Raw genomic sequence first — 15557 nt, forward strand, 5'->3', positions numbered from 1 at the left:
ACCAAGGTATTCAGATTTGAAAGAAGATGTCGCAAGGTTACAAGTTTTGATCTTGACCTGTCGCTAATTCGAGTTTGCCACCATGGTGGTACGGGCTTTGCTACTAATCAGTCGGAGTGAAGGCGCTCACCTTGGCGGTAACACTACTGCGCTATCAGTCACGAATGACGCGGGCAAATTGTTACGCCGAGGCAGCATGGAGTCCATCGACAGGATCTCCGGCACGATTCGCCTTGAGCCCTTTGGGCTCAGGGACATCATGGGGCTTCAGTCCATTTGACCCGGACAATCCGATTTAACGGTGGACGAGATGCCAGATGCCGCTCTCGGATCCGGGTCTTGCGTCGCATGACCCAAAAACAAGCCAGCACGGGTCATGAATGCCTCACAAGGGTGCGACGGGCTAAAGCTCCCACACAACAAAGAGCAAACTGGAGGTTTGAATGAAGATGTTGAAATCCACCCTGGCTGTAGTAGCTGCCGCAGCAGCGCTCGGTATGACCGGTTTCGCTCAAGCGGGCGCGAAACTGGATGCCATTCAAAAGAAAGGCTTCATCCAGTGTGGCGTGAGCGACGGCTTGCCAGGCTTCTCGGTACCTGACAAAAGCGGCACCATCCAGGGTATCGACGCGGACTTCTGCCGCGCTGTCGCGGCTGCCGTTTTTGGCGACGCCAAGAAGGTCAAGTTCAGCCAGCTGAACGCCAAGGAGCGTTTCACTGCGCTGCAGTCCGGCGAAATCGACATCCTGTCGCGTAACACCACCTGGACCAGCTCCCGCGATGCGAGCATGGGGCTGGAATTCCCGGGCTTTGTCACTTACTACGACGGCGTTGGCTTCCTGGCCAACAACAAGCTGGGCGTGAAAAGTGCCAAGGAACTGGACGGCGCGACCATCTGTATTCAGGCCGGTACCACTACCGAACTGAACGTGTCCGACTACTTCCGCGCCAACAACCTCAAATACACCCCGATCACCTTCGACACCTCCGATGAAAGCGCCAAGTCGCTGGAATCCGGTCGTTGCGACGTGCTGACCTCCGACAAATCGCAGCTCTACGCACAACGCTCCAAACTGGCCTCGCCGAAAGACTACGTCGTTCTGCCTGAAACCATCTCCAAAGAGCCTCTGGCGCCGGTTGTTGCCCGTGGCGATGACGAGTGGACCTCCATCGTTCGCTGGGTTGGCTATGCGCTGCTGAACACTGAAGAGGCTGGCGTGACGTCGAAAAACGTCGAAGCCGAAGCCAAATCCACCAAGAACCCTGACGTTGCCCGACTGCTGGGTGCCGACGGGGACTACGGTCCGCAGCTGAAACTGCCGAAGGACTGGGTCGTCAAGATCGTTGCACAAGTCGGTAACTACGGCGAAATCTTCGAGAAGAACCTGGGTAAAGGCACTCCTCTGGAAATCGACCGTGGTCAGAACGCTCTGTGGACCAACGGCGGCATTCAATACGCGCCACCAGTGCGTTGATTGACCTGCGCCCGGCCGCGTGATCCGCAGCCGGGTGCTTCGTTGCATTTCTTCTGGGGCACTCCATGCAAAATCAAATCAGCGCACCCAAGCAGAGGCTAACCCTCAGCGATCCCAAAGTGCGTGCGTGGCTATTTCAGATAATCACGGTTATCGCAGTAGTCGCGATGGGTTGGTATCTGTTCGATAACACTCAAACCAACCTGCAACACCGGGGCATCACTTCAGGTTTCGGGTTCCTTGAAAACAGTGCCGGCTTCGGCATCGCGCAGCACCTGATTCCCTTCAAGGAGTCAGACTCGTATTCGCGTGTTTTCCTCATCGGCTTACTCAACACGCTGCTGGTGACGTTCATCGGCGTGATTCTCGCGACCCTGCTCGGCTTCATCGTCGGCGTGGCGCGTCTGTCCAACAACTGGATCATCAACAAGCTGGCGACGGTTTACGTCGAAGTGTTCCGTAACATTCCGCCACTGCTGCAGATCCTGTTCTGGTACTTCGCAGTGTTCCTGACCCTGCCTGGCCCACGGGCCGCTCACGGCTTCCTGGGTTCGTCTTATGTCAGCAGTCGCGGCCTGAACATGCCGGCAGCGATCGCGACCGACGCTGCCTGGCCATTCGTAATCAGCATCGTGCTGGCCATCGTCGCCATCGTGTTCATGGCCAAGTGGGCGAACAAACGCTTTGAAGCCACTGGCGTTCCGTTCCACAAATTCTGGGCCGGCCTTGCGCTGTTCATCGTCATCCCGGCGCTGTGCGCGCTGGTCTTCGGTGCGCCGGTGCATTGGGAATTCCCTGAACTCAAGGGGTTCAACTTCGTCGGTGGTTGGGTGTTGATTCCCGAACTGTTGGCCCTGACCCTTGCATTGACGGTGTATACCGCGGCGTTCATCGCTGAAATCGTGCGTTCGGGCATCAAGTCGGTCAGCCACGGCCAGACCGAAGCCGCGCGCTCGCTGGGCCTGCGCCCGGGTCCTACCCTGCGCAAGGTCATCATCCCGCAAGCGCTGCGGGTGATCATTCCACCATTGACCAGCCAATACCTGAACCTGGCGAAGAACTCTTCGCTGGCCGCCGGTATCGGTTATCCGGAAATGGTTTCGCTGTTCGCCGGTACCGTGCTGAACCAGACCGGTCAGGCCATTGAAGTCATTGCCATCACCATGAGCGTGTACCTGGCGATCAGTATCAGCATTTCCCTGCTGATGAACTGGTACAACAAGCGCATTGCGCTGATCGAGCGGTGAGGAAACGCGCATGACATCCCATACTTTCAAACCCGACATGCCGCCGCCGAGCAAAGTCTTCGGCCCGGTGGCCTGGATGCGCCAGAACCTGTTCTCAAACTGGATCAACACGCTGTTGACCCTGTTCGCGATCTATCTGATCTGGCTGGTGGTTCCACCGTTGCTGAGCTGGACGCTGTTCGACGCCAACTGGGTCGGCAGCACCCGCGCCGATTGCACCAAGGCCGGCGCCTGCTGGGTCTTCATCGAGCAGCGTTTCGGCCAGTTCATGTACGGCTACTACCCGCAGGAATTGCGCTGGAGGGTCGACCTGACCGTTTGGTTGGCGATCATCGGCGTAGCGCCGCTGTTTATCAAAGCCATGCCCCGCAAAGCGATCTACGGCCTGAGCTTTCTGGTGATCTACCCGATCGTCGCGTTCTTCCTGCTGCATGGCGGCATCTTCGGCATGACCGAAGTGGCAACCAGCCAGTGGGGCGGTCTGATGCTGACGCTGGTCATCGCCACGGTCGGTATCGCCGGTGCGCTGCCGCTGGGCGTCGTTCTGGCGCTGGGGCGTCGCTCCGACATGCCGGCCATTCGCGTGCTCTGCGTGACCTTCATCGAGTTCTGGCGCGGGGTTCCGCTGATCACCGTACTGTTCATGTCCTCGGTGATGCTGCCGCTGTTCCTGCCTGAAGGCATGAACTTCGACAAGCTGCTGCGCGCCCTGATCGGGGTGATCATGTTCCAGTCGGCGTATGTCGCCGAAGTGGTCCGTGGCGGCATGCAGGCCATTCCCAAGGGTCAGTATGAAGCGGCCGCGGCCATGGGCCTGGGCTACTGGCGTCGCATGGGCCTGGTGATTCTGCCGCAAGCCCTGAAGCTGGTGATTCCCGGTCTGGTGAACACGGTGATTGCGTTGTTCAAGGACACCAGTCTTGTGATCATCATCGGCCTGTTCGATCTGCTCAACAGCGTCAAGCAAGCTGCCGCCGACCCGAACTGGCTCGGCATGGCGACCGAGGGTTACGTCTTCGCGGCCCTGGTGTTCTGGATCTTCTGTTTCGGCATGTCCCGCTACTCCATGCATTTGGAGCGTAAGTTGGACACAGGCCACAAGCGTTAGGAGTTATGTGATGAGTGAAGCTATCAGCAAGCCTCTGGGCGCCGAAGGCATGATCCGGATGGAGGGCGTACACAAGTGGTACGGCCAGTTCCACGTGTTGAAAGACATCAACCTGAACGTTCGTCAGGGCGAGCGTATCGTTCTGTGCGGCCCGTCGGGCTCGGGCAAGTCGACCACCATTCGCTGCCTCAACCGCCTGGAAGAGCATCAGCAAGGTCGTATCGTCGTCGATGGCACCGAACTGACTTCGGACCTTAAGCAGATCGAAACCATTCGCCGCGAAGTCGGCATGGTGTTCCAGCACTTCAACCTGTTCCCGCACTTGACCATCCTGCAGAACTGCACGCTGGCGCCGATGTGGGTACGCAAGATGCCGAAGAAAAAGGCTGAAGAAATCGCCATGCACTACCTGGAGCGCGTACGCATTCCAGAGCAGGCGCACAAATTTCCGGGCCAGCTCTCCGGTGGCCAGCAGCAGCGTGTGGCCATCGCCCGCGCGCTGTGCATGAAGCCGAAAATCATGCTGTTCGACGAACCGACCTCGGCACTCGATCCGGAAATGGTCAAAGAGGTGCTGGACACCATGGTCGGTCTGGCTGAAGAAGGCATGACCATGCTCTGCGTGACCCACGAAATGGGCTTCGCCCGCACCGTGGCCAACCGCGTGATCTTCATGGACAAAGGCGAGATCGTCGAACAGGCCGCCCCCAACGACTTCTTCGACAACCCGCAAAGCGACCGCACCCGACTGTTCCTCAGCCAGATTTTGCACTGAGTTAATAGCCGCTGTACCCAGAAACCCGGGCCTTGTGCCCGGGTTTTTGTCGCGAAATCATTAGTGTTCCAATCGGTTAAAACTGTACCCAATCCCCGCAAAACTTGTGTTCTTTGCCGTTCTCCAACAGGATTGCACCTTTGCGCAATGCGCTGTTACACATCCTGCCCTCACGAGAACCCCATGACGACCAAGGCGCCACCGACGAGCGACACGCCACCCCTTTCCCCCAAGCATCATGAAATCGACGAGCTGCTGATCGACGCGGAGGCTGACGACGAGCAGGTTCAACAGCATCGGCCGGTGCTGAAACGCCCGTGGTTTCTGCTGTTCGGATTGGTGCTGGTGGCGTTGAACCTGCGCCCGGCGCTGTCGAGCATGGCGCCGTTGCTCAGTGAAGTGTCGACCAGCCTTGGATTGTCCGCGGCCAAAGCCGGGCTTCTGACGACTTTGCCTGTTTTGTGCCTTGGGCTTTTCGCACCATTGGCACCGATTCTGGCGAGGCGCTTCGGCAGTGAGCGCGTGGTGCTGGGCATTCTGATGACCCTGACGTGCGGGATCCTGCTGCGCAGTTCGTTTGGCCAGGTGGGTCTGTTCGCGGGCAGCATCATGGCCGGTGCGAGCATCGGCATCATCGGTGTGCTGCTGCCGGGCATCGTCAAACGCGATTTCGCCAAACAGGCGGGCACCATGACCGGTGTCTACACCATGGCGCTGTGTCTGGGCGCGGCGGTGGCAGCGGGCTCGACCGTGCCGTTGAGCCAAGCCCTGGGGAACGGCGCCGGCGACAGCTGGACCATTGGCCTGGGTTTCTGGATCGTCCCGGCGCTGCTCGCTGCCGTTTTCTGGTGGCCGCAGACACGTCAAAGCCACGGCCAACACCAGGCGGCCTATCGCGTGCGCGGCCTGTTTCGTGATCGGCTCGCTCGGCAGGTCACGCTGTACATGGGGCTGCAATCTTCGTTGGCGTACATCGTGTTTGGCTGGCTGCCTTCAATTCTCATCGGTCGCGGCCTGACGCCCACCGAAGCGGGCCTGCTGCTGTCAGGCTCGATCATGGTTCAGCTGATCAGCTCGCTCACCGCTCCATGGCTCGCCACCCGTGGCAAGGATCAACGGCTGGCGATTCTGGTGGTCATGCTGCTGACCCTCGGCGGTCTCTACGGCTGTCTGTATGCGCCGGTCAATCAGCTGTGGTTTTGGGCCGTCGTGCTGGGCCTGGGGCAGGGCGGCACATTCAGTCTGGCGCTGACCCTGATCGTCCTGCGCTCGCGGGATTCCCACGTCGCCGCCAACCTGTCGAGCATGGCTCAGGGCGTGGGTTATACCCTGGCATCGCTGGGGCCGTTCGCGGTCGGCGTGGTGCACGACTGGACCGGCAACTGGAGCGCCGTGGGCTGGATTTTCGGCGTGATCGGCGTGGCCGCGATCCTCGCGGGTATGGGCGCGGGGCGTGCGCTTTATGTGGATGTCACCAGCGAAAAAGTCTGAGTCGGGGTATTTGTCCGGCGAATGTCCGTGGCAAAACACTGAATTGCCGCTTATCGTGCAGGCGTCTTTTTTCCTGGATGCCAGCCGCATGAGCGAAAACCACCAGAGTGAGCACAACCAAGCGCTGATCACCCGGTTTTATGCAGCGTTCAATCGCCTCGACGCCGAAACCATGGCCGCTTGTTACACCGACGATGTGCTGTTCAGCGACCCGGTATTCGGCCAGTTGCGCGGTCGTGAGGTCGGCGACATGTGGCGGATGCTGGCGTCGCATGCGAAGGCCTTCTCGCTGCGGTTCGATACCGTGCGGGCAGACGAACGTACCGGTGGCGCGCATTGGGTTGCGACTTATCTGTTCAGCCAGACCGGTCGCACCGTGATCAACGATATTCAGGCGCGCTTCGTCTTTCGTGACGGCAAGATCTGCGAGCATCACGACAGCTTCGATTTGTGGCGCTGGTCACGACAGGCACTCGGTGCAAAGGGCGCGCTGTTGGGCTGGACACCTTTCGTGCAGGGCGCGATCCGTGCTCAGGCGCAGAAGGGGTTGAAGGCATTTCAGGCCGGCCGGTAATGCTCTGCTAGAATCGCCGCTCCCTTGCGTTAAATCTCGATGCCTTATGACTGACACCGCCATCGCTGCTGCTCCGATAGCCATAATCCCCACGCCGAAGCCCTGGTTTGTGTATCTGGTGCGCGCCGCGAACGGCTCGTTATATTGCGGGATCAGCGACGACCCGCATAAGCGCTTCGCCAAGCACCAGAGCGGCAAGGGCGCGCGGTTCTTCCATTCCAGTCCGGCGGTGGCATTGGTGTATATCCAGGCTCTGGAAAGCAAGGGTGCGGCGCTGCGTCAGGAACTGGCGATCAAGAAACTCAGTAAGGCGGCCAAAGAAAAGCTGGCCGCCGTTGGCGGCGCCGCGCTGCAGGTGAGCGAAATCAAGGCGCAGCTGTGACTTGATCTTCCTGGTGGAACGAAAACGGCTGAGCCGATGACAGATCCAGGCGCACGATAGGGGCGTAACTGCCATTGGCGACGAGCTTGCGCTGAAAGTTTCGTGCCGGCTCCAGCCCCTGGTCGTAGCTGGCGGCATTCAAGAAAACGGCGGAAATCTGATCCTTCAAGGGATAGCCGTCATCCACGGTTGCCATGAGCAACTCATTCCAAAGGAAATCGTACTCGGGGTAATGGGCCTGCATGGCGATCGAATTGCGCCAGCCATTCTGGCTGTCCGCGTTCCATGAACACTGGGTTTCGGTGTAGTAGTTACCCGACATATCCCCGGCATAGTCCATCCACTGTTGCAGCGTCGTGATACCCAGGTCTTCGCAGGACCCCCAGGCAAACTCCGCGTTGCGATGAGGTACGTCCGGTTGCGGATGTGCCTGGTGTACAACCGGTTTGCCAAACCGGCTTATGCAGCCATTGTGCAGAGGGTTGCCGGTAGTGGAAGCGTCCTTTGGAAACAGGCAGATGAAACCTGCGTCAAAGGCCGGCAATCCCAGGCGATTGCCCTCCACCGCGTTGCGCAGGATGAAGCCAGAAGGTTGAAGCATCAGCTCCGGATGGTCGTCTTTTCGAAACCAGGAAAATGACGCTGATCCTCGCTCGATAGAGCCAGGGCTATGCGTCCAGGGCAGATAATCGCCATCGGCGGTCGCGCGGATGATGATGCCGCTGCAATAGTAAAAGCCGCGTGGGAGGTTGCTGCCGATCTCTCTGCAGTCCTGTTGCTCATCGTTGTACAGGCGATTAAGGGACGCTACCAGATCATCGAATGATTGAGCTGTATGTGTCGGATTATGCGCCGTGGTCACGGGCGGGGTGGGACGCTGCGGTGTGACGGATTCGCAGCCGGTCAGCAGCAAGCTGGAAATGGTCAGGCATTTTACGAACATCTTCATGATGAGAGCTCCTTCCCTGGTACTCACTCAAGGGTAGGCGCCTGCATTCGGATCATGAGATTCACGTTGGAACATCTTGCGATAAGTCGAGTGTGGATTATTGCGAGCATCTGTTTTGGCAGTGTCGTCACTCGACGCACTTTCACAGACCCACTAGTCTGACCCCTCCCCAGACGAGGCTTCGAGAGCACATGTCAGAACTGATCCTGCATCACTACCCAACATCCCTGTTCTCCGAAAAAGCGCGCCTGATGCTCGGCTTCAAAGGGCTCTCATGGCGCTCGGTGATCATCCCGTCGATCCTGCCAAAGCCTGATGTCACGGCGCTTACTGGCGGTTATCGCAAGACGCCGGTGCTGCAGGTTGGTGCTGATATCTACTGCGATACTGCATTGATCGCTCGTCGTCTCGAGGCTGAAAAGTCCGCGCCGACCTTCTACCCGGAAGGCCAGGAGTTCACCGCCGCGAGCCTGGCCAACTGGGCGGATTCGGTGCTGTTTCTGCACTCGGTCAGCCTGGTGTTCCAGCCGGCGTCACTGGCCGTACGCTTCGCCAAGGTGCCGCCTGAGGCCGTGAAGGCTTTCGTGGCCGACCGTTCGATGTTCTTTGACGGAGGTAGCGCAACCCGCCTGCCACTGGAACTGGCGCAGCATCAGTGGCCGACCTTGATGAGTCGCCTCGACACTCAGCTGGAGCGCAATGGCGATTTCCTGCTGGGCGTACCGTCGATTGCCGACTTCTCGGTGGCGCACACCCTGTGGTTTTTGAAACAAACGCCGGTCACCGCGCCGCTGGTCGATGACTACCCGGCCGTGTTGGCCTGGTACCAACGGGTTATCGGTTTCGGCCATGGGGCGGCCAGCGAGTTGAGCCCGGCCGATGCCATCGAGATCGCGCACAGCGCGACCCCGGCGCAGTTGCCCGAGGAGGCGTTCACTGATCCAAACGGATTCAACGTGGGCGACCAGGTCAGCGTGTCAGCCGTGGACTACGGCGTGGACCCGGTGGAGGGCGAGCTGGTATTCAACGGCCGCGAGGAAATCATTGTGCGTCGCGAGGACGGACGTGCAGGCACGTTGCATGTGCACTTTCCGCGTTATGGATTTCGTATCGCCAAGCGCTGAGTCACTTCAACGCAGCCAATATCTCATCCGGCGAAAACCCTCTGATCAGCGTGCCGTTGACGTCGATCAGAGGAATGCCGCGCCCACCCAGCGCCTCATAAGCCTTGCGGCCTTCCTTGGACTTCTCGATGTCAAACTCGGTGTAGGGGATGCCCTTGCTATCGAGGAAGCGCCGCGTCTGTTTGCAGTAGCCACACCAGTCGGTGGCGTACAGCACCACTTTGGCCTGCGCCTGAGCCTGCGTGGACACAGCCTGGGACGGGTTGACGAAATGTTCGATCTTGCCCCAGTTCTGATAGACCACGACCACCAGCATGATCAGGACGAACTTCTTGAGCGTGCGCCAGAGCATTGAAATCAGCGCCTCTTCAACTGGTCGGTCAGTTGGGTTGGCAGGCCCTTGATGATTAGCGTGCCTTTCTCTTCGTCGTACTCGATCTTGTCGCCCAGCAGATGCGCTTCGAAGCTGATCGAAAGCCCTTCGGCGCGGCCAGTAAAACGACGGAACTGGTTGAGCGTGCGTTTATCGGCGGGGATTTCCGGCGACAGGCCATAGTCCTTGTTGCGGATGTGCTCGTAGAAGGCGCGCGGGCGGTCTTCGTCGATCAGGCCGGAGAGCTCTTCCAGGGCGATAGGCTCGCCCATCTTGCTCTGGCTGCTGGCGTAGTCGACCAGAGCCTTGGTTTTCTCGCGGGTGGACTCTTCCGGCAGGTCTTCGCTTTCGACGAAATCGCTGAAGGCCTTGAGCAGGGTGCGGGTTTCGCCGGGTCCGTCCACGCCTTCCTGACAACCGATGAAGTCGCGGAAATACTCGGAGACCTTCTTGCCGTTCTTGCCCTTGATGAACGAGATGTATTGCTTGGACGCCTTGTTGTTCTGCCATTCGGAAATGTTGATCCGTGCGGCCAGATGCAGCTGACCCAGGTCCAGATGGCGCGACGGCGTGACATCCAGCGCTTCGTTCACCGCCACGCCTTCGCTGTGGTGCAGCAGGGCGATGGCCAGGTATTCGGTCATGCCTTGCTGGTAGTGGGCGAAAAGCACGTGGCCGCCCACCGACAGGTTGGACTCCTCCATCAGCTTCTGCAGGTGCTCGACCGCTACGCGGCTGAAGGCGGTGAAGTCCTTGCCCTCGTCGACGTATTCCTTCAGCCAGCCGCTGAAGGGGTGCGCGCCGGACTCCGGATGAAACAACCCCCAGGCTTTGCCTTGCTTGGCGTTATAGCTCTCGTTGAGGTCGGCCAGCATGTTCTCGATGGCCTGGGACTCCGCGAGTTCGGAATCTCGGGCGTGGAGGACTGCGGGCGTACCGTCGGGTTTCTTGTCGATCAGGTGAACGATGGCATGACGGATCGGCATGGATTTCTCGGCTGCTGAAGTGGAACTGAACGGGGGCAAGCTAGACCCGTGCGAAAGTCGGCAAGTGTACCGCAGACTCGGCTTGGAGCGCGCTGGCGGGGCCTGAAACAGGGTTCCAAGCCCATTAATATGACTTTTTTGGGTTTCAACCGTGATAAAGCTGACCAAATGGCTAGGTAGGTGCGGATATTTGCGTGGCTCTGTGCTAGTTTTGCCCGGTCTTGCGCACTGATGCGCGCCAAGCACGCAGTTTGTGGGCGTTCGGCCGAACCAAAGGCCGATTTCAGTATCTACATTTCGCGTCTGTACACACTCTGCAAACCATATGAATTTGATAGGGAAGGAACACCACCATGGCTCTGAGTAAAGACCAATTGATCGCCGATATCGCAGAAGCTATCGACGCGCCTAAAACCACCGCGCGCAACGCTCTCGACCAATTGGGTCAAATCGTCGCTGACCAACTGGAAAATGGCGGCGAGATCACCCTGCCTGGCATTGGCAAGCTGAAAGTGACCGAGCGTCCTGCCCGCACCGGCCGCAACCCTTCGACTGGCGCTGCCATCGAAATCGCTGCCAAGAAAGTGATCAAGCTGGTTGTGGCTAAAGGCCTGACCGACGCAGTCAACAAGTAAGCGAAAACGCTGCTTGCTGGAAAAACCGTGTGATGGAGCGATCCGGGCACGGTTTTTTTGTGCCTGGGATTGGGTAATGGATAGTGGCTTCTGTAGGCGCGCGCTTGCCCGCGATGGGCCGTGTCGGGCGATGATGAATGGCAGGTCAATTGCAATCGCGGCCAGGCGCGCTCCTACAGCACGCTATGTTAGGACCCCCAACGTTCCGCCCGCCAGGCCGCCTGCTGCGCTTTGTCATGAAAGGTCCAGGCAACGAACCGGCTCTGCTTCTGCCCCTGCGACATTTCTACGACCCTACTCTCGAAGGTCCCGGCTTTCTTCAGCGCGCTCTGAATCAGTGGCAGATTCGAGGCCTTGGACACCAGCGTGCTGAACCACAACACCTGCATCGGCACCCGTGCGCTCTCGGCGATCAGTTGCGAGACGAAACGCGCTTCACCTCCTTCACACCACAATTCGGCCGCCTGGCCACCGAAGTTCAGTACCGGCAGTTTGCGCTTGGGATCGGCCTTGCCCAGCGCACGCCATTTGCGCTGGCTGCCGCGCACGGCTTCCTCCGCGGAGGCGTGAAAGGGCGGGTTGCACAGGCTGATGTCGAAGCGCTCATCGGCCAGCAGCAGATCGACGAGGATGTGCTTGCGGTTGTTCTGTTGGCGCAGGCTGATGGCCTTGCCCAGGCTGTTGGCCTTGACAATGGTGGTGGCCGATGCCAGGGCGACGTTGTCGATGTCCGACCCCAGGAAGTGCCAGCCATATTCGCTGTGACCAATCAGCGGATAGATGCAGTTGGCACCGGTGCCGACGTCCAGCGCTTTGACCGACGCACCGCGCGGGATAACGCGGTCGTTGTGCTCGGCCAGCAGGTCGGCAAGAAAATGCAGGTAGTCTGCACGGCCGGGGATCGGCGGGCACAAGTAATCCGCCGGAATGTCCCAATGGACGATGCCGTAGAACGCCTTGAGCAACGCACGGTTGAACACCCGCACCGCCGCCGGATTGGCAAAGTCGATGCTCTCCTTGCCATAGGGGTTGGTGATCACGAACTTGCCCAGCTCGGGGCTGCTCTTGATCAGGCGTGGGAAGTCGTAATGGCCCTGATGGCGATTGCGCGGGTGCAGGCTGGCCTTTTCACGCGGCTCGGCAGGCTGAGCCTGTTGAGCGGGTCCGGGCTTCTTGCGGGGTGCTTTGGGGGGGCGGGCAATGGTCATGGAAATCGGTTCTATTGACAGGCACCGCGCCCGGTAGGAGCGCGATTGGTCTGGGCCGCATTCGGACGATGACGTCGGATTGAGCACCGCACCCTGTTCCCAGAATGGCGGTGTCCGGGCTGGCCTCATCGCAGGCAAGCGCGCTCCTACAGGATTCGTGGTCAGCAGCCAGCCTGTCTCCAGGCTGGCTGCTTGGGGTCACTTACAAACTGGCAATCCGCACATGCTGCTCGGCCAATTTGCCCAGCGCCTGTTCGGCTTCGGTCAGCTTGGCGCGTTCCTTGGCGATGACTTCAGGCGGCGCCTTGTCGACGAATGACGCATTGGACAGCTTGCCGCCGACACGTTGCACTTCGCCTTGCAGACGCTGGATTTCCTTGTCCAGACGGGCCAGCTCGGCGCCTTTGTCGATCAACCCGGCCATGGGCACCAGCACTTCCATCTCGCCCACCAGTGCGGTCGCCGACAGCGGCGCTTCTGCCCCTTCAGCCAGCACGGTGAACGATTCGAGCTTGGCCAGCTTCTTGAGCAGGTGCTCGTTCTCGTTCAGACGGCGCTGGTCTTCGGCGCTGACGTTCTTGAGGAACAATTGCAGCGGCTTGCCCGGACCGATGTTCATCTCGCCGCGGATGTTACGCACGCCGAGCATCAGGCCCTTGAGCCATTCGATGTCGCCTTCGGCAGCCGCGTCGATACGTGCTTCGTTCGCCACCGGCCACGGTTGCAGCATGATGGTTTTGCCTTGCACGCCGGCCAGCGGCGCCAGGCGCTGCCAGATTTCTTCGGTGATGAACGGCATGAACGGGTGAGCCAAGCGCATTGCCACCTCCAGCACGCGAACCAGCGTGCGACGGGTGCCACGCTGACGCTCGATCGGCGCGTTCTCGTCCCACAATACCGGCTTGGACAGCTCCAGGTACCAGTCGCAGTACTGGTTCCAGATGAACTCGTACAGCGCCTGCGCCGCCAGGTCGAAACGGAACTGATCCAACTGGCGGGTCACTTCGGCTTCGGTACGTTGCAATTGCGAGATGATCCAGCGATCCGGCAGCGACAGTTCGACCTCCTCACCGTTCTGGCCGCAGTCCTCACCCTTGTCCAGCACGTAGCGCGCAGCGTTCCAGATCTTGTTGCAGAAGTTGCGATAGCCTTCGACGCGGCCCATGTCGAACTTGATGTCGCGACCGGTGGACGCCAGCGAGCAGAAGGTGAAGCGCAGGGCGTCTGTGCCGTAGCTGGCAATACCGTCAGGGAACTCATCACGGGTCTGCTTTTCGATCTTCTTCGCCAGCTTCGGCTGCATAAGGCCCGAGGTGCGCTTCTGCACCAGCGTCTCGAGGTCGATACCGTCGATGATATCCAGTGGGTCCAGGACGTTGCCCTTGGACTTGGACATTTTCTGACCCTGACCGTCGCGCACCAGACCATGCATGTAAACGGTCTTGAATGGGACCTGCGGGGTGCCGTCTTCATTCTTCACCAGGTGCATGGTGAGCATGATCATCCGGGCGACCCAGAAGAAGATGATGTCGAAGCCCGAGACCAGCACGTCGGTGGGGTGGAAGGTCTTCAGGAAGTCGGTCTGCTCAGGCCAGCCGAGTGTGGAGAAGGTCCACAGGCCGGAACTGAACCAGGTGTCGAGCACGTCGTTGTCCTGTTGCAGCGCAACGTCAGGTCCGAGGTTGTGCTTGGCACGTACTTCAGCTTCGTCGCGACCGACATAGACCTTGCCCGAGGCGTCGTACCAGGCCGGGATGCGATGGCCCCACCAGAGCTGACGGCTGATGCACCAGTCCTGAATGTCGCGCATCCAGGAGAAGTACATGTTCTCGTACTGCTTGGGCACGAAGGCGATGCGGCCGTCCTCGACAGCGGCGATGGCAGGCTCGGCCAGCGGCTTGGTCGACACGTACCACTGGTCAGTCAGCCACGGTTCGATGATGGTGCCGGAGCGATCGCCTTTCGGCACTTTCAGGGCGTGGTCGTCAACGCTGACCAACAGACCCGCGGCGTCGAACGCGGCGACGATCTGCTTGCGCGCTTCGAAGCGATCAAGGCCTGCGTATTCGGCAGGCAGCGTGCCGTCGATGGACTCGTTCAGAGTGCCGTCGAGGTTGAACACCTGAGCTGTGGGCAAAACGGCAGCGTTCTTGTCGAAGATGTTCAGCAGCGGCAGGTTGTGGCGCTTGCCGACTTCGTAGTCGTTGAAGTCGTGGGCCGGGGTGATCTTCACACAGCCGGTGCCGAACTCAGGGTCGCAGTAGTCGTCGGCGATGATCGGAATGCGACGACCCACCAGTGGCAGCTCGACGAATTTGCCGATCAAAGCCTTGTAGCGCTCGTCGTTCGGGTTCACGGCAACGGCGGCGTCGCCGAGCATGGTTTCCGGACGCGTGGTGGCGACGATCAGGTAATCCAGACCTTCAGCGGTCCTCGCACCGTCGGCCAGAGGGTAGCGCAGGTTCCACAGGCTGCCTTTCTCGTCGTGGCTTTCCACTTCGAGGTCGGAGATGGCGGTGTGCAGCTTGGTGTCCCAGTTGACCAGGCGCTTGCCGCGATAGATCAGGCCGTCTTCATGCAGGCGCACGAAGGCTTCTTTAACGGCTTCGGACAGGCCGTCGTCCATGGTGAAGCGCTCGCGGCTCCAGTCCACGGACGAGCCCAGGCGGCGGATTTGACGGCTGATGTTGCCGCCGGACTGACCCTTCCACTCCCAGACTTTTTCGAGGAATTTCTCACGGCCCAGATCATGACGGTTCTGGCCCTGCGCTTCGAGCTGACGCTCGACCAGCATCTGGGTGGCGATACCGGCGTGGTCGGTGCCGGGCTGCCACAGGGTATTGCGACCCTGCATGCGGCGGAAACGGATCAGGGCGTCCATGATCGCGTTGTTGAAACCGTGGCCCATGTGCAGGCTGCCGGTGACGTTCGGCGGCGGAATCATGATGGTGTACGAGTCGCCCGCGCCTTGCGGAGCGAAATGATTTTCGGACTCCCAGGTCTGGTACCAGGAAGTTTCGATGGCGTGCGGCTGGTAGGTCTTGTCCATGCGCGGCGGGAACCTGATCTGCTTTGAGTCGGAAAAGCCGGGAAGTATAGCTTTTCAAGGCCGCTGCAAGCTACAAGCGGTAACCCAAGCTCTCGGCCAGCGAGCCTTGGTGTGCGAGCACCTTGTAGGAGCGCACTCGCCCGCGAATGGCCTTGACACACAATAAAGATGCATCGGATGT

The 15557-nt window shown here is 59.8% G+C and carries 14 protein-coding genes; 9 read left to right on the plus strand and 5 right to left on the minus strand.

What is annotated here, in order from left to right:
- Window positions 1–443: 443 nt before the first annotated feature.
- The 7 genes from CE491_RS12365 to CE491_RS12395 all read left to right on the plus strand — a co-directional run bounded on the left by CE491_RS12365 (window position 444) and on the right by CE491_RS12395 (window position 7052).
- The gene (locus CE491_RS12365; protein ID WP_110948627.1) at window positions 444–1475 is read left to right on the plus strand and encodes an amino acid ABC transporter substrate-binding protein; all 1032 of its coding nucleotides are present in this window, start codon (window positions 444–446) and stop codon (window positions 1473–1475) included.
- A 65-nt stretch (window positions 1476–1540) separates the two neighbouring features.
- On the plus strand, window positions 1541–2722 hold the full coding sequence (locus CE491_RS12370) for an amino acid ABC transporter permease (protein ID WP_110948628.1): 1182 nt from the start codon (window positions 1541–1543) through the stop codon (window positions 2720–2722).
- A 10-nt stretch (window positions 2723–2732) separates the two neighbouring features.
- On the plus strand, window positions 2733–3830 hold the full coding sequence (locus tag CE491_RS12375; RefSeq protein WP_110948629.1) for an amino acid ABC transporter permease: 1098 nt from the start codon (window positions 2733–2735) through the stop codon (window positions 3828–3830).
- A 10-nt stretch (window positions 3831–3840) separates the two neighbouring features.
- Window positions 3841–4605, plus strand: coding sequence for an amino acid ABC transporter ATP-binding protein (locus CE491_RS12380; RefSeq protein ID WP_110948630.1), 765 nt, complete (start codon window positions 3841–3843; stop codon window positions 4603–4605).
- 183 nt (window positions 4606–4788) lie between these two features.
- Window positions 4789–6096 (plus strand): CynX/NimT family MFS transporter, encoded by a 1308-nt coding sequence (locus tag CE491_RS12385; RefSeq protein WP_110948631.1) that lies wholly within the window; start codon window positions 4789–4791, stop codon window positions 6094–6096.
- Between the two features lie 88 nt (window positions 6097–6184).
- Window positions 6185–6670, plus strand: coding sequence for a nuclear transport factor 2 family protein (locus CE491_RS12390; protein WP_110948632.1), 486 nt, complete (start codon window positions 6185–6187; stop codon window positions 6668–6670).
- Window positions 6671–6716: 46 nt separating this feature from the next.
- Window positions 6717–7052 (plus strand): GIY-YIG nuclease family protein, encoded by a 336-nt coding sequence (locus CE491_RS12395; RefSeq protein WP_110948633.1) that lies wholly within the window; start codon window positions 6717–6719, stop codon window positions 7050–7052.
- On the opposite strand, the gene CE491_RS12400 is transcribed toward CE491_RS12395, so the two are convergent.
- The gene (locus tag CE491_RS12400; protein ID WP_110948634.1) at window positions 7036–8001 is read right to left on the minus strand and encodes a hypothetical protein; all 966 of its coding nucleotides are present in this window, start codon (window positions 7999–8001) and stop codon (window positions 7036–7038) included. The genes CE491_RS12395 and CE491_RS12400 overlap by 17 nt on opposite strands.
- A gap of 191 nt (window positions 8002–8192) precedes the next feature.
- On the opposite strand from CE491_RS12400, the gene CE491_RS12405 reads away from it, so the two are divergent.
- Complete coding sequence (locus tag CE491_RS12405) at window positions 8193–9125, plus strand: glutathione S-transferase family protein (RefSeq protein ID WP_110948635.1); 933 nt, start codon at window positions 8193–8195, stop codon at window positions 9123–9125.
- A 1-nt stretch (window position 9126) separates the two neighbouring features.
- On the opposite strand, the gene CE491_RS12410 is transcribed toward CE491_RS12405, so the two are convergent.
- Both CE491_RS12410 and yejK read right to left on the minus strand, forming a co-directional pair.
- Window positions 9127–9477 carry a glutaredoxin family protein gene (locus CE491_RS12410; RefSeq protein WP_110948636.1) on the minus strand — a complete coding sequence of 117 codons (351 nt, stop codon included), beginning with the start codon at window positions 9475–9477 and terminating at the stop codon, window positions 9127–9129.
- Window positions 9478–9482: 5 nt separating this feature from the next.
- The gene (yejK, locus tag CE491_RS12415) at window positions 9483–10484 is read right to left on the minus strand and encodes a nucleoid-associated protein YejK (protein ID WP_110948637.1); all 1002 of its coding nucleotides are present in this window, start codon (window positions 10482–10484) and stop codon (window positions 9483–9485) included.
- Between the two features lie 353 nt (window positions 10485–10837).
- Between yejK and CE491_RS12420 the strand changes: the two genes are divergently transcribed.
- The gene (locus CE491_RS12420; RefSeq protein WP_110948638.1) at window positions 10838–11119 is read left to right on the plus strand and encodes an HU family DNA-binding protein; all 282 of its coding nucleotides are present in this window, start codon (window positions 10838–10840) and stop codon (window positions 11117–11119) included.
- A gap of 188 nt (window positions 11120–11307) precedes the next feature.
- Here CE491_RS12420 and rlmF read toward each other — a convergent pair whose 3' ends face one another.
- Both rlmF and CE491_RS12430 read right to left on the minus strand, forming a co-directional pair.
- On the minus strand, window positions 11308–12327 hold the full coding sequence (rlmF, locus tag CE491_RS12425) for a 23S rRNA (adenine(1618)-N(6))-methyltransferase RlmF (RefSeq protein WP_110948639.1): 1020 nt from the start codon (window positions 12325–12327) through the stop codon (window positions 11308–11310).
- 202 nt (window positions 12328–12529) lie between these two features.
- On the minus strand, window positions 12530–15376 hold the full coding sequence (locus CE491_RS12430) for a valine--tRNA ligase (RefSeq protein ID WP_110948640.1): 2847 nt from the start codon (window positions 15374–15376) through the stop codon (window positions 12530–12532).
- Window positions 15377–15557 lie beyond the last annotated feature (181 nt).

The organism is Pseudomonas bohemica (assembly GCF_002934685.1).
GTDB classification, from domain to species: domain Bacteria; phylum Pseudomonadota; class Gammaproteobacteria; order Pseudomonadales; family Pseudomonadaceae; genus Aquipseudomonas; species Aquipseudomonas bohemica.